Here is a 24,618-nt window from a genome sequence, read left to right on the forward strand (position 1 = left end):
CCCTCAGCGCCCGGAACGTTCGGGCGAGGAGCGCAGTGAGAGGTAGCGCTCGGAGGCGGCGAAGCGCAGCAGCTCGGTGAGTTCGGGCTCCCGAACGCGACGGGCCCGGAGCGCGGCGAGCGCGGGTCCCACGCCTCCACAGGCCACGAGTCCCGCGCGGTTCACCGAGTCACGCGCGGCGTCCATCAACGTGGAGGCCTTGAAGTCACGCGTGCCGGCGTCCATGAGCGCGGCGGCTCGCTCCAGCGCGCGGGGTGACAGGGCCTCGCGCACGATGCGGGCCTCGTCGCTGGTGGCGCGCGGGTCCTTGAGCACCGAGGACAACAGGGCCAGGGCGCGCAGCAGCTGCATCTCCTTGAGGGTGCGCAGCGCGAGGAGATCCGGCGACAGCGAGAACAGTGCGCGGCCCGCGTGGAAGCGCAGCTCGGCCGCGGGCATGGCCTGGCGCACACCTTCTCGGCCCACCACGAGTCGCGGAGCGGTGGTGTAGACCACGGTGAAGGGCGGTCCGTCGTCCTCCGCGAGCACGAGCTCCGGGAGGGGCACGTCCATCATCCGGGCGACGGTGTGGAGCGTGTCGAGGATGGCGGGTGCGCCAGGGCCGGAGCTGGAGCGGAGGGGTTCGGTGACGCCGGCCGTGCGGCCCTGTGTGGGGAACAGACGGCACAGCGCGAGGCCAGCACAGGCGAGCAGTTCGCCCGAAGGCGTGCGCAGGCCGGGATGGCGCAGGCCGGCTCGCTCATCACCGGAGAGCGGCGCGCGCAGGCCACGCGGTGCCGGTGACTCCTTGCCTTCGAGCGCGTCCGCGGTCTCCTGCATGAGCGAGGCGCGCGCGACGTCGCCTCGGGATTCGAAGTGCTCGACGAGGCCACGGTAAGGCTTCGGATCGAGCGGCTGCTCTCGCACGAGTCGGAAGACCGCGGGCTCCGACGTGGCGGGCTCGGGCTCGGCGGTGGCGACGGACTCTCGCGTCTCGGCCGTGCCCACGGGGGGCTTCGCGGCGGGCTCGGGCGGACGACTCGGCGCGGGGCCAGCGACCGTGCCCTCCGAGCGCGGCCGATGCAGCCGGCGAACCGGATCCATCCGGCCAGGAGGCGCCTCCCAGCCGATGACCTGCGTGGCGTTGATGGCGTCCGGGCGCAAGTCCTCGCCATCGTCGATGAGCGAGCGAGACTTCGCCCCGCGGTTCTGCGCGACCGCGGGCTCAGACTTCGGCGCGGCGGAGGCATCCTTCACGCCCTTCGCGCTGGAGACAGCAGCGTCCGCGCCCTTCGCGGACTTGGGCGATGCGGAGTCCGGGAGCACCGGGACGTTCTTGGATGCTGCGGACTCCACTGGCGCGGCCTTCGATGCTGGCGCGCTCTTCGAGGCTGGCGTGCTCTTCGACGCAGCAGCATCCACTGGCGCGCTCTTCGAGGCAGGCGTGCTCTTCGCCGCAGCACCATCTGCGGGCGCACTCTTGGATGCAGCAGCCTCTGCGGGCGCGGGCTTCGCTCCCGGTGCGCTCTTGGAGGCCGCGGGTTCCACTGCGGACTTCGGCGCTGGGACGCCCTTGGACGGAGCGGCTTCTACTGGCGCGGACTTCGATGCGGACTTGGGCGCGGAGGGGGCACTTCGCGCGGCCCCCTTCGCCGGCGGTGCGCTCTCGGAGGACGTGCCTCGGCCGCTCACGCCTCCGGGCACGCCTTCCAGGTCGAAGTCCGTGTTGGACGTCGTCTCGTCGGACAAGTCCGTGCTGCCCGCGGGCGTGAGGCTCACCGTCACGGGAGGCGCCACCAGGACCGAGCGCGAACCACTGGGCTCGCGCTTCGGTGTCGCGCTCCGCGGTGGCTCGGGGGGAGGAGGCGCACTCTCCTCTCGCGCGAGTCGCATGTTCTCCGCGCGGCGTGCGTACTGCTCGGCACGCTCGGGATTGCGGAGAACTTCGCGGCAGAAGACCGCGAGCCGCTGCCACGCGCGCTCCCGCTCCTCCTCGTCCTCCATCGCGGTCGCGGCGTTCTCCAGCGCCCATGCGGCCTCGCCCAACTGGCCGCGCGCGCTGAGGCGATCCGAGAGCATCAACCAGGCGTCCTTGTGCCCCGGCTCGAAGCGCACGGCCTGGCGCAGCTCCGTGAGCGCGGCCTCGGAGTCCCCCGCGGACTCCAGCGTGGACACCAACTCCAAGCGTGCCTCGCGCGCGGCGAGCCCACGGGGCTCTCGCGTGAGCTGCGAGCGCAGGAGATAGCCCAACGAAGCCAAGTCCCCCAGGCGACGGGCAAGAACAACGAGGCGTTCCCGGGCCTGCGCGTGCTCAGGGCTCTCCGAAAGAGCCTCCGCCCAGGCCCACTGCGCGAGCCGCAGGTCTCCGAGCACGTTCTCGGCCGTGCTCGCGAGCACCTTGAGCGCATCGAGCCGATCCACCGTGCGACGAGGCGCGCCGATGCAGGCCTGCTTCAACCGCTCCGCGACGGCGGGGCGCTCCGAGTCCGCAACACAGCGCACGAGCCCCGCGAGCACGGGCAGCAAGCCCGGCGCAATCGCCTCGGCCGCGTGGAAGTCTCGGCGCGCCTTGCCCAACTCCGCGAGGTGGAGCCACCGCTCGCCTCGCGTCAGGAGCGCGCTCGCACGAGCCCGAGGCGTCCGCGCATTCAGGATGGCTTCATCCAACGCGCGCCGCACGACACTGGCGTCGCCACGCTGGGTCAGCAACCGAATCTGTTCACGAAGCGCATCGCGATCGCCGGTCAGCTCGACGATCTCCCGATAGACACGGGCGGCGCCGACCGAATCCTTCAGCTCGGTCTCCATCACCTCCGCGAGCCGGGTGAGGACCTCGGCCCGCGCCTGGGGCTCTTTCGCTTGCTCCGACCGCTTGAGGTAGAGCTGCGCCAGCTCACGCCAGGAGCGCTTGGCGATGAGCTGAGCCTCCATGCGCTGAGAGCGAGCCAGCTCCGCGGCGTCCTCCGCGGACACCGGGCGCGGCACGTGGCTGGCTTCGGGTGGTTCGGTGCTGCGCTGGCCCTCGCCTTGGGCGAGACCCGAAGCAGGGGATGGTCGCTCGCGGCTGGGCTCACCTCGCGGCGGGCCCCCCCCGGGGCTTCGCGCGACCGAGGCACCCGTCTCCATCGGAACAGGTGGAATGGACTCCGCGGTCGGAAGTTCGTCATCGGGCGGCGCGCCACGGACAGTCGCCGGGCCCCACACCGCCTCGGAGCGCTTCGACTTGTTCGTCGCCGGGGGCGATGCCCCTGCGGCGTCACCCGACGCTGGGGGCTGGACCGTATCCGTGCGCTTCGGCCCAGCCGTGGCCGTCCCCAAGAGCGCCTCGAGGCTCAGCGCGGGCACCAGCACCGTGTCCGAGCGCTTCGGTGAAGCCCCCGAACCGCTGACCGGCGACTCCGCGCCGAGCGCCGGCACCAGGACCGTGTCCGAGCGCTTCGGTACAGCGCCTGAGGAACTCACATCCTCCGAGCGCTTCGTGGAGACACCTGGACTCCCCGCGTCTTCCGGGCGCTTCGCGGCAGGACGCGCGCTGCTGGACGAATCCTCCTCCGCGCGCTTCGCAGCAGGTTCGAATGCGAGCGCATCTCCGCCGAGCGCCGGAACGAGCACGGTGTCCGAACGCCGCGGCCCACTCGTTGCGACAGGACTCGTCTCCGCGGGTGAGCGCTCTCGCCCGGACGCCGGCGCGGCCTTTCCTGGCCCGTCGTCTTCCCACGGGAACTTCGGCGCATCGACCTTGGTGGCTTCCAGCGGCAGGCCGACGAGCGGCACCTCCACAGTTTCAGCGCGAGCACGGTCCCAAGACGCAGAGGTCGTGGACTCAGGGCTCGTCCCCGTGTCTTGCGCGGCGGAAGACGAGCGAGTCTTCGCCCCCTCCAGCGCTTCGAAGCTCACTGCCGGCATCATGATCGTCGGACGTGAGTCCGACGACGTAGTGGAGCGAGCCGCGGCACGACCCGTGGGCACCGACGAAGGTGCGAGTGGCGTCGCACGCGACGCAGTGGACTGCGGAATCGCGGACGAAGAAGCCGTGCGAGCGAGAGGTGCCTTCGCCGCCGCGCCCGTGGGGCGCGTGGACGACGTGGCACCGTCTCCACGCGCCGAAGTCGCAGCGTCGACAGCAGGGGTGACCACGGACGCCGCGCGCGGCGAGGCAGACGCGCCGACGCTCCCCGCATCACCCTCGGGCGATACGGCAGCTGCCACAGGCACAGCTTGCGCTGGAGTGCTCGCGACAGTCTCGACGGGGGATGCACTGGGTGAAGGGGCCGAAGCCTCGGCCCCCCTTGCAGTGCCCTCAGACGGTGCGCCCCCGTCCGGAGGCACGGCTCGCAAAGGACTGCGCGAGGAAGGTTCGACCGACGACTTCGTTCGCGGAAGGAGGGCTTCTCCAACTCCCTCAGCAGGAATCGCCTGCGCGGTGTCTGACGTCCCGAGCGAGGGCGCCTGTGTCAGGTCTGCCGCTGGCGCCGAAAGCACGGAGGCCACATCCGCGCGCGGCTCGAATGAGGCCTCCTGTGACTCGGCCACCGAAGCCGACGCCGGCTCGCGTGCCTCCACGCGTCCATCTACCGCGGGCTCATGCCCGGAGGGCTCCGGTGTGACCTCGCCAGACGGATCCACCTGGTGCGAAACCAACTCCGCAGGCGCAAAGCCCACGGCGGGCATCACGAGGGTCGCTCGCGGCTCGGAGTCTCCGCGCGCCTCAAGCCCGGCTTCAGCCGGAGGAACCTCGGCGCTTGTCGAAGCGTTCGGATCCGCTCCGACTCGCGCCATGCGCTCGATGCCTGCATCCTCTGTCGCGGCCAATTGCGGCGCATCGGGCTCGCCCTGCGCCGACGACGGCACGAGCACCATGCCCTCACGCGGAGCCGGAGGCAGGGCCTCGATGCTCGAGGGCTCAGAGCGGGATTCGCTCTCACGGCGCAGCGCGGACTCTTCCGCGTTGAGGATGATCGGCTCCAGACCTTCGCGTGGGAGCACCGTGGTCGGGGTACCCACCACCTCCACGGTCGAGCCACCCGGCAGGGAACCCGCGGGCTCGCCTTCGTCCGAGCCCTCATCGCCGAGCCGCTCCTTGCGCGACACCCTCTGCGGTGTCCCCTCCATGCGCTCTCGCACGGTCATGAGGACGAACCGAGCCCGATCATCGTCGGGCGATTCGGAGAGCAGTGCCTCGAGCGCGGACACCGCCCGCGACGGCTGGTCCACGCGACGCAGCACACGCGCGAGCTGTCGCCGAGCCTCCGGCCTCACGGCCTCACTTCCCGTGCGCGCCGCGGTTTCCAACAGGGTGATGGCGGCGGCCTCGGTCCCCGCTCGCAACGAGAAACGCACGAGCGCGGCGGCCAGACGCGGGGTCATCGGAAGGGTGCGGCTGGCCCGCGCGAGCTCCCCAAAGGCCCGCGCGGCATGCCCTTCTCGAAGCAGGCTCGCGGCGTCATTGCACAACCTGGCCACCGCGGCGTCGACCTCGCGCGCGAAGCCTCCTGCGTATGCGCCGGCCCGGAGTGCTGGCTGCTCCGCAGCCGCAGACTCCGGCATGCCAGCGCCATTGCCGTTTCTCCCGCCACCCATGGGTGCGGCAGTCTACACACGATGCATGGCCCCGTGGGGCCCTCATCAAGCCCCTGCCCCACGCGCACGTCGATTGACAGCCGAGCGACTTCAAGCCCCCGCGCCAGGGCTGTGAGCGCCATCCTCCCGAGGTGTCAGGTGCCCCCGGCGACAGGTCCCGGAACCGGAGCCACTGGGCCACTCGGAGGCTCGACCTCGGCCGCCAAGAAGAAGCGGCGCAGGTCCTCGGGCACCGGGGCTTCCACGAGCCACGGCTTTCCCGTCCGAGGATGGCGCAGTTGCAGCGCCTGGGCGTGCAGCAGACACCGAGGCGCCGCGAGGCCCGCAGCCTGTTTGGCCCCGCCATATCGCGAGTCCCCCAGAATCGGGGCGCCGAGCGCCGTGAGGTGGGCCCGGAGCTGATGCGTGCGCCCCGTGCGCGGCCACAGCTCCACGAGGCAGAACTCCGGCCCTGCGTGGAGCGTCTGGAAGTCCGTCTCGGCCGGCACGCCATTCGCCGCGCGAGTCGCCCGCCAGCGCCCCGGGCGCGACGGGTCCTTCGAAAGGGGCAGGTCCACCGTGCCACGCTCGGGGAGCCCCGGACCGGTCGCCGCCACGTACCGCTTGCGCGCCTGGCCCTCGCGGAACTCCGCCGCCAGCGCCGAGGTCGCTCGCGCCGTCTTGCCGAACACCGTCACCCCGGAGGTCTCGCGATCGAGCCGGTGCACCAGCCCCGCTTCGCTCCCGAGGTACGCGCTCACGCGGTCCACGAGGCTCTCGCCCACCCGACCCTCCGAGGGCTGGGCGTTGATGCCCGCGGGCTTGTCCACCGCGATGATCTCCGCGTCCTCGAACAACACGCGCAGCGCGAGCGCGGGCACGGGCGCCGCGAGGGAGCTCGTCCCCGCCTCCTCCAGCACCACCGTCACCACCTGCCCCACTCCCAGCCGCGCCCCCGCGTCACGGGCCCGCTTGCCGGCCACGTACACCGCCCCGACCTCGACGAGTCGCCGCGCCTCCTCGGGGGATATCCCCAACTCGGAGGCCAAGGCGGCGCCCACCGCGAGCCCCGCCTGCTCGGCCTTGAAGGTCCGCCGCTTCACGCGTGGCCTCCACATCCCTCATGGCCACCCAGTCGGGCATCACCTCTCGGAGACGGGCCGCACCGCAGGGCTCCACGTCCAACCGTCCCGCCCTGACACGCGCCACGCCCCAACAAGGAGCCGCACCGCCGGTCCCCAGGGAGTGGAGACCGGGCACGCGGTCGCTCCTCGGCGACGCGCACGGGTGAAGGAGACATCCCATCGGGCATGAAACGCATGCGGCGCACTCTATGTCCGGAGGACTGCCACGCCTCGGGCTTCCTGTTACCTTGCGCCCCGCCATGGACCGTCCCCTGCACTCCGTGCGTACGCGGCTGGACGATTTTCTCGCCGAGCTCGCCACCCTTCAGTACCGGCACGGCGCGGGATTCACCGCGGACCTCCCCGTCACGCGCCTGTACGCAGACTTCCCCGAACTGTCCGCCCCCGACACGTTCGCCGCCGCCTCCGAGGCCCTCGCCAAGGCGAAGACCCGAGCCGAACCACTCGCCATCCGCCGCACCGAGCTGCTGCGTGAGCTCATCGCCACCCAGGTCGAGGACGGTCTCGCCGCGCGCGCCCGCGAGGCCATCGCCTCGCTGGAAGCTCGCTCGGCCATCCCGGTGGATGACCAGACGCTCGGGCTCGGGTCCATCCTGGCCCAGCTTCCGCGCGAGTCCGACCGCGTCCGCCGCGGCCTGATGGAGCGCGCCGCCGGGAACTTCCTCTGGGAGAACCGCGGCCGTTACGGCGACCGCCACGAAGCCGCCCTCCGCGTGGCGGAACGCCTGGGCGCGAGCAACTACCTCGCCCTGCGCCAGGACGTCACCGGCATCGACACGGCCAAGCTCGCGGAGGCCGCCGAGGAGACGCTCCGCCGCACGGAGGACGCCTATCGCGACGTGCTCGGCTACGCGCTGCGGAAGCTGGAGCCCAACCTGCGCGCCCTGCCCGGCGGGGATGCACGCCGCCACGACGTGCAGGCCACGATGCGCGTCCCGTGGATGGAGCCCCACTTCCGCCGCGAGGACACCTTCCCCGCCGTGACCCGCTGGCTCGGGGACTGGGGCTTCCACCCCAACGCCGCGGGCCGAATCCTCATCGACGACGAGGAGCGTCCGGGCAAGGCCGCCCGCCCCTTCGTCGTCGCGGTCCGCGTCCCGAGCGAGCTGCGGCTGGTCCTCCAGCGACAGGGCGGAATGGAGCCCTTGGGCAGCTTCCTGCACGAGATGGGGCACGCGCAGCACCTGGCCCATGTGGACGACGACGCGCCCGTGGAGCTGCGCCGGCTGGCGGATGCTTCCGTCACCGAGGCCTACGCGACGACCTTCGAGAGACTCCTGCTGTCCCCCGGCTGGCTCAAACGCTACCTGGGCCTGCCGTCCTCCACCGCGCAGGACGCCGCGCGGATGGCCGCCTTCCAGGCCCTGGCCGTCCTGCGCCGCCACTGCGCGAAGCTCGGCTATGAGCTGTCACTCGCCACGCGAGGCCCCTCACCCGACCTCGCGGATGAGTACGTGGTCGGCCAGCGCCGCGCGCTCTTCGCCGAGGCGCACCGTGGCTTCTTCCTGCATGACGTGGATCCGCAGCTCTACGTCGCGCGCTACCTGCGGGCCTGGGCCTTGGAGACCCGGCTCACCGCCTCGATGACCGAGCGCTTCGACGACGACTTCTGGCGCAACCCCTCGGCACGAAGCTGGCTCCAGGGGTTGTTCAAGCGCGGTGGCCAGACCGACGCAGAAGGCCTGGCCACGGAAATCTCGGGCACGCCGCTGGCCCTGCCCGAGGCGGGAGCACGCCTCGTGGCCATCCTCAACAGGTAGGGGGTCGCGCCCCCGGGGACTACTTCTTCTTGCCGCGCAGCGCGCGGACAATCTTGTCCTTGGTGGGGTTGGCGGCCGCCTTGGGCACGGCCACCGTCGCCTTCGGGGCGGTGGCGCGAGCCTGTGCGGCGCGCGCGCGCATCGCCTTCATGAGCTGCATCTCGATGACGAGCAGCTCGTCCGCCAACTCCTCGTTGTTGCCAGCGGCACGCGGGAGCGGCGCGCGGGTGCTGGAGGCACCAGCGCCATGCCGCATGCGCAGGGCCTTCTCCTCCTCGGCCGTCAGCGTGGTCGACTTCTCCAGCGCTGCCTTGACCTCCTTGGCCGTCACCGTGCTACTTCCGACCTTGCGCTCCATCTCCGCTCCCTTGCTTGTTCGCGCCTGAACACCCGAGCATGTCGGATGCGTCCGAGCCGCAACCGTCGAGGATTGTAGAGGACGCAAGAGGACGGTCAAATTTTCTTCCAACAGGTCGAAGCCACGCTGTAGCGACAGGTCTCGCACACTACAAGTGCAGACCCAGTCCCAGGTACAGGGAGCCCAGCACCTGACGTTCCCCTGAAAACGGCTCTCCCCGCGCGGAGACGTTCTGGTAGCGCGCCTCGGCGGACAGGAAGAGTTGCCCGCCCAGCTCCAGGCCCACCCCCGCGCTCAGCTCGGCTCCCACCTGGAGCACGCGGGGCGCGTCTGGCTCGGACCGGGCGTGTGCGACGAGCAGGGTCGCCCCCAGCCCCAGGTAGGGCCGCACCGGCGCATCCCCCAGCGGCGCCCAGCGCAGGGACAGGGGCGTCGCCTCGGTGAGCCACTGGCAGGAGGACACGTGACCTCCCACCTCCAGCAGGGAACCGGACCGACGGTAGGCCCAGCCCAGCCCCGCGCTGAGCCCTGAGAGGCGGGTCTTGGCGGGGCCGCGGAGCACGAAGCCCCCAACGGGCGCCAGGGTGAGGTCCACGCCCCGGTCCGAGGCCGCGCTCGCGGGGAGCGCCAGCAGCACACCACCGCAGAGCAGCAAGCCAAGGCGCCAGGACATGCCCCCGCAGAGAGCAAGCACGAGGCCAGGGCGGGTCTCCGAGGAGACTCGCGCCACGGGCCCGCCGATTCGCGGCGCGCGCCGGACCGCCACGTCAGGGCAGCCAGGCGGGCACGCGGCTCAGTTTCCGTCGTCCTCGTCGGGCTGCTCGGCCCCTTCGCCACCCGGGGCGGGCGTCCCCGTGGTGTCCCCGGGCTTGGAGCGCGGCATGCCGAAGTGGTCCAGCGCGTCCGCGATGCCCTGCGGCTTGTCCGCGTCCGGGAGGAAGTCCTGGGGCGGCTGGAGGCGGGGGTCCTGTCCCAGTTCCGACAGGGTGGACTCCAGCGTCATGCGCAGTTCGGCGGCCTCGGGCGTCTTCTCGGAGGGCACGCCGATGCGGCCATCCAGGCGGGCCTTCAGGACGACCGAGGTGTCCTTGTCCACCAGCACCTCTCCATCCAGCGAGCGCGGCAGGCGGTGGGCGAAGAAGTTGGCGCGGCGCTTCGAGGTCTCGTCCGCGCCGCCATTCTTGGGCGCGAACAGGGCCGGCAGCTTCTGCGCGGGGCCGGAATCCACGGCGGGCCCCAGGGACACGGCGTACTTCCAGGCCGTGCGTCCCTCGTACGAGACGGTGCCCTCGGGGGTGAGCTTCAGGCGGCCCTGGAAGAGGCTGTCGAAGTCGCGGATGGCGCCCGTCAGCTCGGTGCGCGTGCGCTCCGCCATGCCGCGGTCGCGCAGGCGCTGACGAAACGGGCCGTAGCGGTTCTTGGCGAAGACCTGCCCGCCCACTCGCATGACCTCGAGGCCCTGGTCGCGCGAGTTCTCCAGGACACCATCGAAGTCACCGCTGACGCCCCCACGGCCAGCGCGGAAGGTGCGCGTCTCGGTGAGCTTCACCGGGTTGGCGCTGTTGGGACCGCCCCACTCGTAGCTGACGGTGGCCTGGTAGCGATGGGGCCCGATGCGCTCGGTGACCTCGGCGGCGTCCATGCCGAGGATGCGGCGCGCCACCTTGGGGTTTTCCGCGACATCTTCCGGAGGAAGGCTCTGCTGGGCGGACGCGACCACCTTGGGGGGGTCTTCCGGCGAGAAGATGCGGGCCTTGGCAGCCTTGTCGACCGGGTCGGTGCAGCCCACGGCGGCCAGCGCCAGGGCAAGGGTGACGGTGGACTGGGTGAACCGACTCACGACTCCTCCACAGCGGGACGGACGGCGGGAGCGGCAAGTTACGTGGCGCATACAGGTGCGGCAAGCGATGGCTTGCATGCGGCCGTGCAAGGGATAGAACGCCCAACCCATGCAGAACCTGCGCGACAAGTTGTTGAAGGCGGGCCTTGTCTCCGAGGAGCAGGCCAAGAAGAGCGACGCGCCGTCCCAGACGAGCCGTCGCCCGGCGCCTTCCTCGGAGAGCCACGGGGCGCCCTCGGGCCGCCCCCCGGCCCGCCGCGACCGTGATGAGAACCGGACAGCCGGCGGCCCGCCCCGCCGCGAGGGTGGCGGTGGACCGCCGCGCCGCGACGGAGGCCGTCCCCCGTACCACGGCGGCTCGGGAGGTCGTCCCGCCGCCGCGACGACGGCGTCCGAGAAGCCCATTCCCAAGCTGCCGCCCATGCCGGGCTCCAAGGCCTACCAGCGCGCCGAGTCCAAGAAGCAGGTGGAGCTGGACCGCGCCCTTCGGGAGCTGGTGCTCGGCAACCAGGTGCCGCTGGAGCCGGGCGAGACGGCGTTCTACTTCATGACCCGCAAGGGCAAGCTGCGCCGGCTGGAGCTGAGCCCCACCCAGGCCAAGCAGCTCGAGGACGGCGAGCTGGGCGTCGTCGAGCGCCCGGAGCCCGCGCAGATCGAGCACTCGCTCGTGCCCGCGTCGTCGGCGACGCAGATGTACGCGCTGTCGAAGAAGTCGGTGCGCTTCCTCAACCGCAAGGAAGACCCCGTCGGCTTCATGAACGACGAGGAGCTCAAGGCCCGGCAGGACGCCGAGGCGGCTGGAACCGCCCCGGAGATTCCCGACGAGCCCGAGTCCGCTGACGAGCCCAGTGAGTCGCCCGCGCCCGCCGAGGACACCTCCGGCGGCAGCACCCCGTAAACCCACCCCTGCCCCCCGCACCCCGAGCCCGCATGACGGACGCTCGGCGCGGGGGGCGGGCCTCCCGCGTCCGCGTCAGTTGAACGCGTCGATGCCGGTGATGGCCTTGCCGAGCACCAGCGTGTGCACCTCGTGGGTGCCCTCGTAGGTGAAGACGCTCTCCAGGTTGAGCATGTGCCGGATGGGCGGATAGTCATCCGTGATGCCGTTGGCGCCATAGATGCCGCGGGCCACGCGCGCGATGTCCAACGCGCTCTTCACGTTGTTGCGCTTGGCCAGGCTCACCATGACGGGCGTGCTCTTGCCCTCGTCCTTGAGCCGCGCGAGCCGCAGGCCCACGAGCTGCGCCTTGACGATCTCCTGGAGCATGTCCGCCAGCTTCTCCTGCGTGAGCTGGTAGCTGGCGATGGAGCGGCCGTCGAACTGGACGCGAGACTGCGCGTACTCGCGCGCGCCCTCGAAGCACGCGATGGCGGCGCCGGTGACGGCGAACGCGATGCCCAGCCGCGCGTTGTTGAGACACGACAGCGGCCCCTTCAGGCCCACCACGCCGGGCAGCACGTTGCTCGCGGGGACGCGCACGTCTTGGAAGGACAGCTCGCTGGTAACGGAAGCGCGCAGGGAGAACTTGCCGGGGATCTCCCGAGCGCTGAATCCTGGCATACCCTTCTCCACCAGGAAGCCGCGCACGGACTCCGGGCCTCCGTCATCCGTCTTGGCCCAGACGATGGCCACGTCGGCGATGGCGCCGTTGGTGATCCACGCCTTCGAGCCATTGAGGACGTAGTGGTCGCCCTCCTTGCGCGCGCGGGTGCGCATGCCGCCCGGGTTCGAGCCGAAGTCGGACTCGGTGAGGCCGAAGCAACCGATGCGCTCGCCTCGCGCCATGGAGGGGAGGAAGCGCTGCTTCTGCTCCTCGCTGCCATACGCGTGGATGGGGAACATGCACAGCGAGCCCTGCACGGACGCGAACGAGCGCAGCCCCGAGTCCCCGCGCTCCAGTTCCTGGAGGATGAGGCCGTAGGTGACGGTGTTCATGCCCGCGCAGCCGTAGCCCTGGAGGTTGGCACCCAGCACGCCGAGCTCCGCCAGGCGCGGCACGAGGTGCGCGGGGAAGGTGCCCTCTCGGAAGTGCTTGCCGATGATGGGCAGGACCTCGGCGTCCACGAAACGGGCCACGGTGTCACGCGCGGCCTTCTCCTCATCGGACAGCAGGTCGTCGATCCGAAACAGGTCGGTGATGTCGGCGCGGGGCATGAGTGCGGTGCTTAACGTCGCGCTCCGGCGTCGTCAAACGCCCGGGTATGCTGCGCGCCCATGGCTCCAGAGACGATGAAGACGGTGGTGGTGACGGGCGCCAGCCGAGGCATCGGCCGCGCGGTGGCGCTCACCTTCGCACGCGCGGGATACGGCGTGTGGGCGCTCGCCCGCTCCGAGGAGGCGCTGGAGTCCTTGCGCGCCGAAGGCGGCGAGGCCATCCGCACGCGGGCCGTGGACGTGGCGGATGAGTCCGCGCTGCTGTCCGCCTGTCAGGCCATCCTGGCCACGGGCACGCCGCGTGTCCTGGTGAACAACGCGGGCATCACGGTGTCGGCGCCGCTGACCAAGACGCGGACCGAGGACCTGGCGAAGGTGATGGCCGTGAACGTGACGGCGCCCTTCATCCTCTGCCGCGAGCTGATGCCCGCGATGGCTTCAGCCGGTGGAGGCCGCGTCATCAACATCGGCTCCATCGCGGCCGTGCGCGGGGCCAAGTACACGTCCGCCTACTGCGCATCCAAGCACGCGCTGCTGGGCCTCACGCGGGCACTCGCGGTGGAGTACGCGCGCAAGCAGGTGACGGTGAACAACGTCAATCCAGGCTGGGTAGAGACGGACATGTTCGCCTCGGCGACCTCGGCCATCACCCAGTCCACGGGCCGCTCGCCCGAGCAGGCCCGCGAGGCGCTCGCGTCAATGAACGCCATGGGACGCATCATCCAGCCCGAGGAGGTCGCGGCACTCTGCCTGTTCCTCGCCTCGGACGCGGCGGCCGGAATCACTGGCGCGGCCTACGCCATCGACGGGGGAGAGGTCGGCTAACGACCCCTCCGGTGGCGCGAGGCCCGCGCGTCGCGCCTCCCGACCGGGCCGCATTGGCGCCCGCCGCCTTCGCCGCGGCGCGCCTCAAACGAGGGGGCAGCGGGCGGACCGCGCGCGCCCGAGCCCCCCTGCCCACTCGCATGCAGTCGATGAGGGAGCGAGGGGCGAGCGGCCCCTGCTGAAGGCGCGAGGCTCGTCCGCGACCACCCGCCGGGGTCAGAAGCCCAGCGCGGCGCTCACAGTCTGTACTGATTCACGATGGAGCTGACGTCATGCGACGCGGAGGTCAGGCGCGCGGCGGCGACAGCGCTCGTGGCCACGCGCTCGACCGTCTCATCCGCGAGGGTCGTCAGGTCGCTGAGGGCGGCGAAGAGCTCCGCGATGCCGGCGTCCTGCTGGCTCACCGTCTCCGCGATGCTGCGCACCGCCTGACTGTTGTTCTGGATGAGGGTCGCGAGCGCACGAAGGCTCTCCCCCGCGGCGCGAACCTGCTCCAGTCCACCCTCGACCTCACGCGAGCCGCCCTCGCTCGTCCGCACCGTCTCCGAGATGGCCTTGCCGATGTCCGCGAGGATGGTCTGCACGCGCGCCGTGGCGCTGGCGGATTGGTCCGCGAGTGACCGCATCTGCCGCGCCACCACCGCGAAGGCGCGACCCGACTCACCGCTGCGCGCCGCTTCGATGGCCGCGTTGAGCGCGAGCACGTTCGACTGGTCCGCCAGGTCCTTCACCGTCCCGGTGATATCGCCCACCTGCCGGGTGCGCTGCTGAAGCCCCGTCACCGTGTTGAAGATGCGATCCACATGCGAGCGGATGTGCGTGAGCCCGCCCACGCTGCCCGCCAGCGCGGACTCACCCGCTTGCCCCAGCGCCCCCGCCTGCTCGGCCTCGCGCAGCACACCCGTGGCGCGCTGCGCGGCCGCGCGAGAACTCTGCTGAAGGTTCTTCGCGGCGATCTGCGTCTGGTGGAGCGCCGCCGCCTGCCGAGTCACGGCGAGGTTCTGCTCCGACGCGGACGTGGCCAACTCCAGAGCCGTGGCCTCCAGCTCCTGCGCCGAGCCTCGCAGCGCCAACAGCACCGCCCGCAGCCGAGCCATCATCTCCGCGAAGGAAGCCGCGAGTTGTCCAATCTCGCCCGTCGAGCGAACGTCCAACGTGCGGCTGAAGTCCCCTTCCGCGACCACGCGCGCGGCGGCCTCTCGCAGGGCGCTCAGCGGCGCCATCACCCGGCGCACCAGCAGGAAGATGACCACGCCCGCGATGGCCGCCGTCACACAGCCCAGCAGGACAATGAGCCCCAGCGTCGAGCGCAGTCGAGTCAGCTCCAGCTTCGCGCTGCGCGCCAACACCAACTCGATGCCGTCGCCCACCGCCACCCGAGACACCCGCAGGGGCACGCCGGCCAGCTCCAGCTCGCTCACGGAGGCGCTCGCCTGCGCGGGCAGGGTGCCCAGCAGCGCCTCGGGCGCGCCGGATGTGAAGGCATGGGCCACCAACCTGGGCCCCAGGTGCAGCACGGGCTCCACGCCCGCGCGCTGCTGATGCAGCCGGCGCAACAGCGCGCTCCCGAGCTGGGTCCCCACCACGACGTGCCCCACCGTGCGCCCACCCTCCTCCACCGCCTGGGACACCGCCTGGTAGGGCTCGCCCGCGAACGTGATGAGCGCGAGCCCCTCGCGACGCAGCAGCTGTCCGAGCCCCGTCACCGCCCCGTCCCGGCTGCCCGCCAGCAACGCGCCATCCGCGCCCGCCAGGAGCAGCACGTCCACGCCCAGCAGGTCTCGCTGTGCTCGCGCTTGCGCCTGGAGAGCCTTCACCTCGGCCACGCCGCGCGTCAGCTCCGCGCGCAACACCGGCCCCGCGGACGCGGCGCGGGCCACCGCCACGAGCGCTCGCTCCTCCTGCTCCTGCAAGGCGTTCCACGCCGCCTCGTCCTGCTCGAGGCTGGAGGCCAGCCCCGCGGTCATCCGCGAGCGCAACGACATGCCCGTGAGCACGACGCTGCCCGCGGTGAGGACCAGGAAGACGAGGATGAAAGCCGCGGTCAAGCGCGCGGCGAGGCTGAGCGTCATATGCGACGGTGCTCGGGCAGGAAGTGAGACGCCAGAGGAGGGGGGAAGCGAAGACTATCCCGGAAGCGGCGAAATGTTGAGGGATGCGCGCAGTCCCCGAGCACCCCGTCAGCCCACGGGCCCTCGTCACCCGGGAGGGTCCAGGACGACGACCCCGCAGCCTCCTCCCTGGGTCTCAGGCCTCCGGCACGCGCAGCACGACCGCGGTGATGTTGTCGCGTCCGCCCGCCTCGAAGGCCGCGCTCACCAGCGCATCACAGGCTTCCTGCGCGGTGGCGGCGTGGAGGCGCGGCACCAGCCCATCCAACCCCAGAGGCTCATAGAGCCCATCCGAGCAGAGCAGGAACACGTCCCCTGTGCGCGCATCCAGCCGTTGGACCGTGGGCTCGGCGTTGTCCGTGCCCAGGGCGCGCGTGATGAGGTGACGGAGGTTCGCGGGTCCGCCGGGGGGCTCCATGCCCGCCGCGCGCAGCTCCTCGATGAGCGAGTGGTCCCGCGTGAGGGCCTCCAACTTCCCGTCTCGCAGGCGATACAACCGACTGTCTCCGACGTGCACCACCGCCGCGCCATGCTCGCCCACCGCCAGCGCCACCACCGTGGAGGCCATCTCCCGGAGGCGCCCCACCCGTTGTGCAATCAAGTTGCGTTGAGCCAGCGCGGCGCACGCGGCCAACATGTTCTCTTCGCGACTCCTGCGGGGGTCCACCGCGTCCGGCCACGTCGCGTCTCGGTCCTTCTCCAGACGCAGCCCGAGTCCCGCGAAGGTGTCCACCACGCAGCGGCTCGCCACCTCGCCGCCCTCTTGGCCTCCCAACCCGTCCGCCACGACGAACAGCCCCAGCTCCGGCAGGACACAGTAGGCATCCTCGTTGTGGGGCCGCCGGCCGACATGGGTCTGTCCCGCGCTGTCGATTTGCATGACTGCTGCCTCCTCGTTGCACTCCCACCCAGCAAGCGGGAGGCCACCGACCTCTTTCCCCCGGCCCGGGGACACGGTCCCTGTTCCTGCCCTCCAAGACGCACCGATGCCACGTTCCTCCGACACGCGCGCCCCACCTGTCAGGAGTCGGACGATGGCGGCGCTCGGGCGTCTACACTCGCCCCCATGCGTGGGGGTTGCCCCCCATCATGTGTTCACCACCCGACACTTCTCGCACCGCGTCGCGAACCCAGGGCCGCCACTCCCACCACACGCCGGGTCCCGGGCGCGCCATCACGCGTCGCGCCTAGCAACTTCCCCAGGCCCACGACGACAATCCGATGCGGCCCGTCCCGCGCGCCGCCATCGAGGTGACCGAATGAGCTCCGTCCGCCGACTGCCCTCCGGTATCGCCTCGCCCGCGACGCGGTCCATCGCGGAGTACGAGGTCACGACCCCCATCCGCCACGAGCCACCCGCGCCCGTGCCCGCGGTCCGCCACGGCTTCTCCGACACCAGCGACTTCCAGGCCGGCGAGGATGACGTGGCGCCGCTGCTGGAGGGCCACGACGTGGCGGGCGCGACGGACGCGGGCCCAGGCGCAGACGGCATGGGTCCACCCCCCACGGCCTCGCACCTGATGGGGCACGCGCAGCTGCGAACGCTGGCGGGAATCAGCGACTTCGAATCCGCGCGTCCTCGCTACGCGCAGATCCTGGGCAGCCCCCAACCTTCAACGGCGACGCCCTCTCCCCTTCCGAGCTTCCGGCCCTCGGCCATGCCTCCGCGCGAGGCCTTCGCGAGCGAGCTGAACCCGCTCGACATCCTGTCCCCCGAGGCCGCTGCCTGGGAACTGCAGAACCTGGACACCTCCACGCCCACCGTGGACGAGCCCGAGGATCTGCTCTTCATGCTGGAGCCGCCCGGCACCAGCGACCTGGACAGCCTGCCCATGGAGCTGGGGTTCGACGACCTCGATGCAGACTCCGGGTTCGACACCGGGGGGACGCTCGATGCGAGCGGCGAGACGCCCGACTTCCTCGCGGACGTGAACGACGTGTCCGCGCCGGAGTCCGAGTTCCTCGCGACCGCCACCGACGTGGCCGCGCCCGAGCACGAGCCCATCGCGGCCGAGGCCGCGCGCGAAGCAGCCGCGCCGATGGAGCCCCCCGTCTCGGTGGAGTCCGCGCCAGAGACCGCAACGGAGCAGGCCGTGGCCGTCATGCCATCACCCCTGCCGGAAGAGGCCCACGCCGCCTCGGTCGCGGAGACACCGCCTGACGCGAACTCTCATCCCGTGTCCACGGGCGCAGGCGACGAGCTCACGACGCGCGAGCCTTGAGACATCAGCACCCGCGGCCCTCGTCCTGTGAACGAAGCGTCGCGCGCATCCGTCCCATCACCGCGCCATGAAGTCGCGTGATGGGCTGCGCGGGGTCCTCCTCGCGCGACGGATGTCCGCGGTCCTCACGGCATCCGCTCCGTGAAGCAGCGTCTGGGCGACCTCAGGGCTTGCGCGGGGTATCGGCGCCTTGGGGCTCGGACGTGTCTCCGCGAGCCGGGGCTTCTTTCCTCGGAGAGGGCTCGCGCTTCGTGTCGGAGTCCTGCCGCGCGGGGAGGTCCTTCTGGGCCGGCGCTTCCTTCTTCGGTGCGGGCGATGGCGTCCCCGTGGAGTCGCGCTGTTGCTTCGCCTCGTCGACATCCTGGGTCAGCCGGTTGATGTACCGCGTGCGCTCCTCGCTCTGCCACTCGGCGGGCGAGAAGGCCGTAGGGGCATACTCGCGCGTGGTGTGCACGGGCCCGCGCAGCGTGGCCATCAGCTCGCGATCCGGATCCCCCGACTCCTTGAGCAAGAAGCCATCCACGTCTCGCAACAACAGCGGGAACGTGGGCGCCTCGTCGATGATGAGCTTTCCAAAGACCGTCAGCTTCACCTCGTGCGCCCCTTCAGGCAGCTCCTCGTTGAAGGACACGTAGGCAAAGGCCACACCGCTCTCGTCATCCAGTCTCCCCGACACGACATACCGTCCTGCCTTCCGGACCTGGATGCCGAGATAGAGCTGGAGTGAGCCGTTCTCGACCACCTCGCGCACCTTGCGGGTGAAGGTGGCCGGAGCTGCGGGCGTGTAGAGAATGTCGAAGAAGCTGGAGTCCTCCACCTGCCCCGAGCGCACGTGCACGTCCACGCGCAGCGTGCCCGAGTACAGCGGGAAGCCCTGGCGAGAAGGCTGGAAGCGCCCGGTGATGATGCCGTCGCCCGCCCGCGCATCGCCCTCCGCGCCATCATCCGCGAACGCGAGCGGCACACCCTTCACGCCGCCCGCGCCCGGCACATGCTCGGCTTCGTGCGCGACGGCGGACACCACTTCACAGGGGCGCGGCGTGTGGCGCTCGTCCTCGCACGCCACGCTGAAGAGCACCGACTCCTCGCCGACGACGAAGACCTTGTCCTGCTTGAGCCGCATCTGCACATCCGAGGCGCTGTCCCCCGAACCGGTGCGGCTCACCAACCGCCGCGTGCGCTCGGGCTCGGGCAGCTCCATCTGGTCCGGATGCTCGCGGCTCGGACGCGAGTCGGGGGGATAGCGCGTGGCGACGACATAGGACTCCAGCGTTCGCTGAGCGCGCTCCAGCCGCGTCTCCCAGAGCGCGCGCCGCTCCTCGCGCTCCTGCTCCTCGGGACTCATCGCGGCCACGCTCGCCACGGGCCCCTTCGATGAGGGCGGCCCCCCTCGCGTCGGAGCGCCCGGGGAGGGGTGCTCGTCTTGCGCGAAAGGGGCCGCATCAACGGGCGGCGAGGACTCGGACTCCGCGACGGCGCCGACTCCGCGGCTCCACCACACCACGGCCCCCAGGATTGCGAGCGCCAGTGGGAGGAACACGAGCCGCCAGCCGCTACCTCGCGACCGCGACGACGCGGAAACGGTGCCATCGGGAGCCATGGAGTCCTTCATGCCCGCGCGCTAGTAGGCGTACGTCACCATGTCCGCGCGGACCTTGGAGACAATGCCACCCCAGTTGCCGTTGGCGTAGTGGTTGACCGTCTCGCCGTCGTCGCGGAAGTCCACGCTGTGGTTGGTCCACTTGGCGCGGCCATCGCTGCACGCGGCCGTGCCCGTGTTGAGCGTGCCGCCGCAGAACCAGTCACCCGGGTTGCAGTACGAGCCGCCCGAGCTGCCGGACACGCCACCCGTCGAGTGGTACGCCACGGCCTCGTCATCCTGCCCGGGGAGGATGCCCGAGTAGAGCGTGCCCTTCGCCGCCGCGAACATGTAGAGCCACACGTTGCGCGTGGTGTTGTGGTTGTACATGGCGCGCGCCGTGGTGGTGACCAGGTCGCTCACCAGCGGCTCGCTCACCGCCCACTCGCCCACGTCCGCCAGCTCGCTGCCGCCACCGGCGCCCGAGGCCACGTCCACCCACCGGATGTTCCAGCCCGTCTGCGTGGTGCCATCCAGGTTGCCGCATACGCCGCTGGAGTTGGGAGACGCGTTCTTCTTCGTGCGCGTGGAGCCGCCGTAGAGCGACAACGCGTAGCCAATCTGCAGGTCTCCCGCCGAGTGCGCGGCGATGTAGCACCAGTTGTCGCCGGTGCAGAAGCAGTCCAGCGCGTCGCGGATGCGGCCGTTCTCATTGCCGACGCGCTGCGTGCCGTTCCAGTTCACCGCCTTCTTGTTCACACCCGCTGCCGTGCTGGCCGGACCCCAATAGCTGAAGTCGTTGTAGTTGCCGGCCTGAGTCCCGCCACCGTTTCGACCATGAATCCAGAGCGTGTAGTTGGTAGCAGCGGCTTCCGTGCCCACGAGCATCATCGCGGCAGCCACGGCCGCACCGAACAGCGTCTTCATGCGAGTGCCTCCTGCACAGCCTCTCAGGGGGAGAGAGGACAATCCGCCCGGTTGCCCTCCGGGCAAGGGGGCCCGCAGTCTAGGTCTCGCGCTCAAAGAAATCGATAACAGGGAAAACTTGCTGCCCGTGGAAGAACCGACGCAGTGCGGCAAACGTCGGTTCAGGGGCGGGGCGACTGCTGGACGAAGCGCTCCAGTCGCTCCAGCGCTGCCGGGAGGTTGTCGCGGCCCAGGCCCAGTCGGAAGTGGTTGCCAGGAAAGTCATACACCTCGCCCGGCAGGAGCAGGACGCCCTCGCGCTCGACGAGCCGCTCGATGAAACGCGCCACGGGCTCGCGTCCCAGCAGGCGCGGGAACGCGACGCTGCCCGCGCGCGGACGCACCCAGTGGAAGGTCTGCGAGTGGCGCGCGAAGAAGCCATCCAACAGCGCGAGGTTGCGGGTGAGCAACGCGCGGCTGCGCGCGAGGACCTGCTCCTTCGCGCGCAGCGCCATCAACGCGAGCACCTCGCTGGGGGCGCCGTTGCAGATGGTCGTGTAGTCCTTGTAGGCCATGCAGCGCTGGAGCAGCGCCGCGTCCTTGGACGCAAGCCAGCCGACGCGCAGCCCCGCGAGGCCGAACGCCTTGGACATGACGCCCAGGCTGAGTCCGCGCGTGAAGCGCGAAGCGGCGGCGGGCAGCAGGTCGCGCGGCTCGTACTCCAGCAGCCGGTAGACCTCATCCGACAGCAGGTAGATGCCGCGCTCCTCCGCGAGCGCGCACAGCGCCTCGAACGTGGCCGCGTCCGGCAGCGCGCCCGTGGGGTTGTGGGGGAAGTTGACGACGATGAGCCGCGTGTTCGGGCGCAGCTCGCGGCGCAGCGCCTCGACGTCCAAGGCCCAGCCGTCCTCCTCGCGCAGCGCGTGCAGGGTGACCTCGGCGCCGGTGGCGCGCGCCACCTCGTGCAAGGACTGATAGCCCGGCCACGTGACGACCACGTGGCTGCCCGGTCCGAGCAGCACGTTCATCAAGACGAAGACCGCCTCTTGCGCGCCGGCGAAGGTGAGCACGTCTCCCGGAGACAGACCGGGGTAGAGCCCGGCGATGGCCTCGCGCAGGGCGGGCAGTCCGGTGGACTCGGTGTAGCCGAGCGTCAAGCCTTCCCATCGGGCCAGCGAGTCCGCGTCCGCGAGCGCCAGCAGGTCCTTCTGCCGCCAGCCTTCGATGTCCGACGAGCACAGCAGGTAGGGCGCGGCGAACTCCCAGCGCGCGAAGTATCGCTCCAGCTTGAAGTCGGGGATGTGCATGACGCGGCCAGCTCTCTTGGGGTCGGCCCTCCCGCCGGGGGAGGGGCTGCTTGGATGTGGCGACGGCCGGACGGGCGAGCGGCGGGTGGACGTGCCCGGGAAGCCTGCGCCCCCCATGCATAGCTTGAGTCGCGTCCTCCTGAAGCCCTTTCGGCGGAGTCCGCATGCCCACGCTCAACATCCCCCTCACGCTGCTCGACCCGGATGGCGGATGGGTGAATGCCCCGGTCCATGTCTCGGAGCTCGACGGGCTGCCCGTCCTGCTCCACTTCTGGTCCATGGACTGCGCCGACTGCGCCGCGCAGTTCGACACGGTGAGTCAGTGGATGAAGGAGTTCGGTCCGCGGGGCCTGCGCGTCATTGGCGTGGACGTCACCCACTCCGCCCGCGAGCTGCGTGACACCAACGCCGTGGAGGCCTTCGCGCGCAAGCACGGCCTGCGCTACCCCATCGCGGTGGACGACGGCTCCATGGCTCGCGCCTACGACGTCCGCGTGCACCCCACGTTCCTCGTGTTCGACGCGGAGTCTCGCCGGCTGCGTCACGTCTTCATCGGGCCCTCCGCGCTCCAGCAGATCCGGCCCGTGCTCGAGCGCTCCACGCAATACGACCGCTCGGCCGCGGCCCCGCCTCCCTGAGTTCGCGCGAAGGCGGCGCATCCTCACCTCGCCTCCGACGGAGTTCGACATGACCTCGCGACGTCGCTCGCTCAGTTCTCGACAGGCCCTCGTGGCCGTGGCCGCGGTGGGCCTGGGATGGCTCCTGCGCCTGCGGCGAGCCGCGCGCCTGCGCTTCGACTTCCAGGGGCGCACGGTGCTCATCACCGGGGGCACGCGGGGCCTGGGGTTCGTGCTCGCGCGCCAGTTCCTCCGCGAGGGCGCGAAGGTGGCCCTCTGCGGCCGAGACGCCGCGACGTTGGAGCGGGCGCGCGAGGCGCTCACGCGCGCCGGGGGCGAGGTGCTCGCCGTGACGTGTGACGTGCGAGACCAGGTCCAAGTGGAGGCCATGGTGTCGCGCGTGCACGAGCGGTTCGGCGCGGTGGACGTGCTGGTGAACAACGCGGGCATCATCCAGGTGGGCCCGCTGGAGTCCCTGTCCCTGGAGGACTTCCGCGAGGCCCTGGACACGCACCTGTGGGCATCGCTGTACACGACGCTCGCCGTGCTCAACGACATGAAGCGCCGAGGCCGAGGGCGCATCGTCAACATCGCCTCGATTGGCGGCAAGGTGGCGGTGCCCCACCTCGCATCCTACTGCGCGAGCAAGTTCGCCCAGGTGGGCCTGTCCGAGGCGCTGCGCGCGGAGCTGGCGCAGGATGGCATCGCGGTGACGACGGTGTGCCCGGGCCTGATGCGCACCGGGAGCCCGCGCAACGCCGCGTTCAAGGGAGACCACTCGCGCGAGTACGCCTGGTTCGCCGTGGGCGACGCGCTCGCGGGCCTCTCGCTTCGTGCGGAGCGCGCGGCTCGGCTCATCGTCGAGGCCTGTCGGCGCGGCGACGCGGAAGTGCGGCTGGGGCTCCCCGCGAAGGTGGCGGTGCTTGCCTCCGCGCTCTCGCCCCAGGCCACGGCCCGCGTGCTGGAGGCCGTCAATCACTTGCTGCCCCAGGGCAGCAGCCCCGACCGATTCAAAGGCAGCCAGAGCGAGACGCGCCTCACCCGCTCCTGGCTCACGCGGCTGAGCCGACGCGCCGCCCAGCGAAACAACGAGGCCGGCGCGTCCCCCCACTGAAGACCGGGCGGCTCAGTCCTGGCCGTCCAGCTCGGCCATCTCCATGCGCCAGTGGCCGCGGTGCTCGTAAGCGCGCTCCAACTGCTCGCGCAGGGCGGCAATCATTCGCGTGTTGCCATCCTGCTCGTAGCCAGCGAGCGCCTCCTGGCACTTCGGCACGCGGCGGAGGAACTCATTCAGCGCGTCCACGGTGAGGGCTTTCACATACATGCCGTAGCCCAGCCGCTCCAGGTACAGGGCATTGAGCACCTGCTCGAACTGGCCGCCCACCGGCAGGCTCAGCATGGGCTTGCGCAGGTACACCGCCTCGCTCATGAGGGTGTAGCCCCCGCCCGCCACCACCGCCCGAGCCGTGCGCAGGTCGTTGATGAAGCCCGCCTCGCTGAAGGGCCGGTAGGTGAGGTTGCCGTCCACCACGTCCCCGGTGAGGTCGCGCCGCAAACCATACACGCGGCACGGGACGCCAGACTGTTTGAGGATCTCCGGCAGCGCCGTGTTGGTGGTCGCCGTCTGGTACACGAGCAGGTGCTCGCCGGGCTCGGACTTCGCCGCCAGGATTTCCGGCCGGAGGATGGAGGGCGCCAGCGTGGTGCGGCGCTTGCGCAGCTCTGGGTAGAAGAACGTCGTCACCAGGTAGTGGAAGGCCCCGGGCAGCTTCGCCTTCACGATGGCGCGCGTCGCCTCGAAGCTGTCCTCGTGACCCGCCAGGAGCATGGGGTCATGCTTGCAGCGGTTGATGACCTGCATGTTGTCCACGCTGATGACGGGCAGCCGGTGGTTCTTCGCCACCAGGTAGCTGAACGTCTCGAAGTCGCTCACCACGACGTCGGGGCGGAACTCCTCCACCAGTTCGAAGTACTGGCGCACGTTCTGCGGCCAGCCCTTCACCGCGCCGGACAGGTTCTGCAGCACCGTCTGCCACTTCTTCACCGAGTTGCCTTCGTAGGCAATGGTGAGGCCCCAGATGCCGTGCACGTTCTGGAAGCGCCTGGCCAGATAGTCCTGCGCCCGGCCGGACACGACGATGTGGACCTCGTGCTCCTTCGTCAGCTCCTCGAGCAGCACACGCGAGCGCGTCGCATGGCCCATCCCCTCGCCGACGACTCCATACAGGATTCGCATGGTCGCGGAGCATACGCGG

At 70.9% G+C, this 24,618-nt stretch carries 18 protein-coding genes; 6 read left to right on the top strand and 12 right to left on the bottom strand.

Annotation, left to right across the window (positions count from 1 at the left end):
• Positions 1–3: 3 nt before the first annotated feature.
• Both KRR26_RS37565 and KRR26_RS01980 read right to left on the bottom strand, forming a co-directional pair.
• Complete coding sequence (locus tag KRR26_RS37565; protein ID WP_328707043.1) at positions 4–3,441, bottom strand: hypothetical protein; 3,438 nt, start codon at positions 3,439–3,441, stop codon at positions 4–6.
• A 2,252-nt stretch (positions 3,442–5,693) separates the two neighbouring features.
• The gene (locus tag KRR26_RS01980; protein WP_217078983.1) at positions 5,694–6,641 is read right to left on the bottom strand and encodes an RluA family pseudouridine synthase; all 948 of its coding nucleotides are present in this window, start codon (positions 6,639–6,641) and stop codon (positions 5,694–5,696) included.
• Between the two features lie 281 nt (positions 6,642–6,922).
• Here KRR26_RS01980 and KRR26_RS01985 point away from each other — a divergent pair, with 281 nt between their 5' ends.
• Entirely contained in the window at positions 6,923–8,443 is a 1,521-nt protein-coding gene (locus tag KRR26_RS01985; protein ID WP_217078984.1) for a peptidase M3, read from the top strand.
• 19 nt (positions 8,444–8,462) lie between these two features.
• On the opposite strand, the gene KRR26_RS01990 is transcribed toward KRR26_RS01985, so the two are convergent.
• The 3 genes from KRR26_RS01990 to KRR26_RS02000 all read right to left on the bottom strand — a co-directional run bounded on the left by KRR26_RS01990 (position 8,463) and on the right by KRR26_RS02000 (position 10,641).
• On the bottom strand, positions 8,463–8,801 hold the full coding sequence (locus KRR26_RS01990; protein ID WP_120210355.1) for a hypothetical protein: 339 nt from the start codon (positions 8,799–8,801) through the stop codon (positions 8,463–8,465).
• Between the two features lie 148 nt (positions 8,802–8,949).
• Positions 8,950–9,474 carry a hypothetical protein gene (locus KRR26_RS01995; protein ID WP_120210382.1) on the bottom strand — a complete coding sequence of 175 codons (525 nt, stop codon included), beginning with the start codon at positions 9,472–9,474 and terminating at the stop codon, positions 8,950–8,952.
• A 120-nt stretch (positions 9,475–9,594) separates the two neighbouring features.
• A complete protein-coding gene (locus KRR26_RS02000) occupies positions 9,595–10,641 on the bottom strand; it encodes a hypothetical protein (protein ID WP_120210354.1) in 1,047 nt (348 codons plus the stop codon).
• Between the two features lie 109 nt (positions 10,642–10,750).
• Between KRR26_RS02000 and KRR26_RS02005 the strand changes: the two genes are divergently transcribed.
• Positions 10,751–11,539, top strand: coding sequence for a DUF2058 family protein (locus KRR26_RS02005; protein WP_217078985.1), 789 nt, complete (start codon positions 10,751–10,753; stop codon positions 11,537–11,539).
• A 75-nt stretch (positions 11,540–11,614) separates the two neighbouring features.
• Here KRR26_RS02005 and KRR26_RS02010 read toward each other — a convergent pair whose 3' ends face one another.
• Positions 11,615–12,796 carry an acyl-CoA dehydrogenase family protein gene (locus tag KRR26_RS02010; RefSeq protein ID WP_120210352.1) on the bottom strand — a complete coding sequence of 394 codons (1,182 nt, stop codon included), beginning with the start codon at positions 12,794–12,796 and terminating at the stop codon, positions 11,615–11,617.
• Between the two features lie 60 nt (positions 12,797–12,856).
• Between KRR26_RS02010 and KRR26_RS02015 the strand changes: the two genes are divergently transcribed.
• Positions 12,857–13,621, top strand: a complete 765-nt coding sequence (locus tag KRR26_RS02015; RefSeq protein WP_120210351.1) for an SDR family NAD(P)-dependent oxidoreductase — start codon at positions 12,857–12,859, stop codon at positions 13,619–13,621.
• A 236-nt stretch (positions 13,622–13,857) separates the two neighbouring features.
• On the opposite strand, the gene KRR26_RS02020 is transcribed toward KRR26_RS02015, so the two are convergent.
• Positions 13,858–15,693 (bottom strand): methyl-accepting chemotaxis protein, encoded by a 1,836-nt coding sequence (locus KRR26_RS02020; RefSeq protein ID WP_217078986.1) that lies wholly within the window; start codon positions 15,691–15,693, stop codon positions 13,858–13,860.
• A gap of 175 nt (positions 15,694–15,868) precedes the next feature.
• Positions 15,869–16,612 (bottom strand): PP2C family protein-serine/threonine phosphatase, encoded by a 744-nt coding sequence (locus KRR26_RS02025; protein ID WP_120210349.1) that lies wholly within the window; start codon positions 16,610–16,612, stop codon positions 15,869–15,871.
• 379 nt (positions 16,613–16,991) lie between these two features.
• Between KRR26_RS02025 and KRR26_RS02030 the strand changes: the two genes are divergently transcribed.
• Positions 16,992–17,954 (top strand): hypothetical protein, encoded by a 963-nt coding sequence (locus KRR26_RS02030; RefSeq protein WP_217078987.1) that lies wholly within the window; start codon positions 16,992–16,994, stop codon positions 17,952–17,954.
• A 163-nt stretch (positions 17,955–18,117) separates the two neighbouring features.
• Here KRR26_RS02030 and KRR26_RS02035 read toward each other — a convergent pair whose 3' ends face one another.
• From KRR26_RS02035 to KRR26_RS02045, 3 genes are all read right to left on the bottom strand, one after another.
• Entirely contained in the window at positions 18,118–19,554 is a 1,437-nt protein-coding gene (locus KRR26_RS02035) for a choice-of-anchor X domain-containing protein (RefSeq protein ID WP_236068175.1), read from the bottom strand.
• A gap of 21 nt (positions 19,555–19,575) precedes the next feature.
• A complete protein-coding gene (locus tag KRR26_RS02040; RefSeq protein ID WP_120210347.1) occupies positions 19,576–20,460 on the bottom strand; it encodes a hypothetical protein in 885 nt (294 codons plus the stop codon).
• 161 nt (positions 20,461–20,621) lie between these two features.
• Entirely contained in the window at positions 20,622–21,746 is a 1,125-nt protein-coding gene (locus tag KRR26_RS02045; RefSeq protein WP_217078988.1) for an aminotransferase class I/II-fold pyridoxal phosphate-dependent enzyme, read from the bottom strand.
• Between the two features lie 164 nt (positions 21,747–21,910).
• Here KRR26_RS02045 and KRR26_RS02050 point away from each other — a divergent pair, with 164 nt between their 5' ends.
• Both KRR26_RS02050 and KRR26_RS02055 read left to right on the top strand, forming a co-directional pair.
• Positions 21,911–22,384 carry a peroxiredoxin family protein gene (locus tag KRR26_RS02050; RefSeq protein WP_120210345.1) on the top strand — a complete coding sequence of 158 codons (474 nt, stop codon included), beginning with the start codon at positions 21,911–21,913 and terminating at the stop codon, positions 22,382–22,384.
• 49 nt (positions 22,385–22,433) lie between these two features.
• The gene (locus tag KRR26_RS02055; RefSeq protein WP_120210344.1) at positions 22,434–23,477 is read left to right on the top strand and encodes an SDR family NAD(P)-dependent oxidoreductase; all 1,044 of its coding nucleotides are present in this window, start codon (positions 22,434–22,436) and stop codon (positions 23,475–23,477) included.
• 12 nt (positions 23,478–23,489) lie between these two features.
• On the opposite strand, the gene KRR26_RS02060 is transcribed toward KRR26_RS02055, so the two are convergent.
• The gene (locus KRR26_RS02060; RefSeq protein WP_217078989.1) at positions 23,490–24,599 is read right to left on the bottom strand and encodes an MJ1255/VC2487 family glycosyltransferase; all 1,110 of its coding nucleotides are present in this window, start codon (positions 24,597–24,599) and stop codon (positions 23,490–23,492) included.
• Positions 24,600–24,618 lie beyond the last annotated feature (19 nt).

The organism is Citreicoccus inhibens (assembly GCF_019039035.1).
Classification (GTDB): Bacteria; Myxococcota; Myxococcia; order Myxococcales; family Myxococcaceae; genus Citreicoccus; species Citreicoccus inhibens.

Coding starts and splice junctions, on each gene's coding strand:
- KRR26_RS01985 (WP_217078984.1), top strand. CDS start 6,923: ATGGACCGTCCCCTGCACTCCGTGCGTACGCGGCTGGACGATTTTCTC.
- KRR26_RS01990 (WP_120210355.1), bottom strand. CDS start 8,801: ATGGAGCGCAAGGTCGGAAGTAGCACGGTGACGGCCAAGGAGGTCAAG.
- KRR26_RS01995 (WP_120210382.1), bottom strand. CDS start 9,474: ATGTCCTGGCGCCTTGGCTTGCTGCTCTGCGGTGGTGTGCTGCTGGCG.
- KRR26_RS02005 (WP_217078985.1), top strand. CDS start 10,751: ATGCAGAACCTGCGCGACAAGTTGTTGAAGGCGGGCCTTGTCTCCGAG.
- KRR26_RS02010 (WP_120210352.1), bottom strand. CDS start 12,796: ATGCCCCGCGCCGACATCACCGACCTGTTTCGGATCGACGACCTGCTG.
- KRR26_RS02015 (WP_120210351.1), top strand. CDS start 12,857: ATGGCTCCAGAGACGATGAAGACGGTGGTGGTGACGGGCGCCAGCCGA.
- KRR26_RS02020 (WP_217078986.1), bottom strand. CDS start 15,693: ATGACGCTCAGCCTCGCCGCGCGCTTGACCGCGGCTTTCATCCTCGTC.
- KRR26_RS02025 (WP_120210349.1), bottom strand. CDS start 16,612: ATGCAAATCGACAGCGCGGGACAGACCCATGTCGGCCGGCGGCCCCAC.
- KRR26_RS02030 (WP_217078987.1), top strand. CDS start 16,992: ATGAGCTCCGTCCGCCGACTGCCCTCCGGTATCGCCTCGCCCGCGACG.
- KRR26_RS02035 (WP_236068175.1), bottom strand. CDS start 19,554: ATGGCTCCCGATGGCACCGTTTCCGCGTCGTCGCGGTCGCGAGGTAGC.
- KRR26_RS02040 (WP_120210347.1), bottom strand. CDS start 20,460: ATGAAGACGCTGTTCGGTGCGGCCGTGGCTGCCGCGATGATGCTCGTG.
- KRR26_RS02045 (WP_217078988.1), bottom strand. CDS start 21,746: ATGCACATCCCCGACTTCAAGCTGGAGCGATACTTCGCGCGCTGGGAG.
- KRR26_RS02050 (WP_120210345.1), top strand. CDS start 21,911: ATGCCCACGCTCAACATCCCCCTCACGCTGCTCGACCCGGATGGCGGA.
- KRR26_RS02055 (WP_120210344.1), top strand. CDS start 22,434: ATGACCTCGCGACGTCGCTCGCTCAGTTCTCGACAGGCCCTCGTGGCC.
- KRR26_RS02060 (WP_217078989.1), bottom strand. CDS start 24,599: ATGCGAATCCTGTATGGAGTCGTCGGCGAGGGGATGGGCCATGCGACG.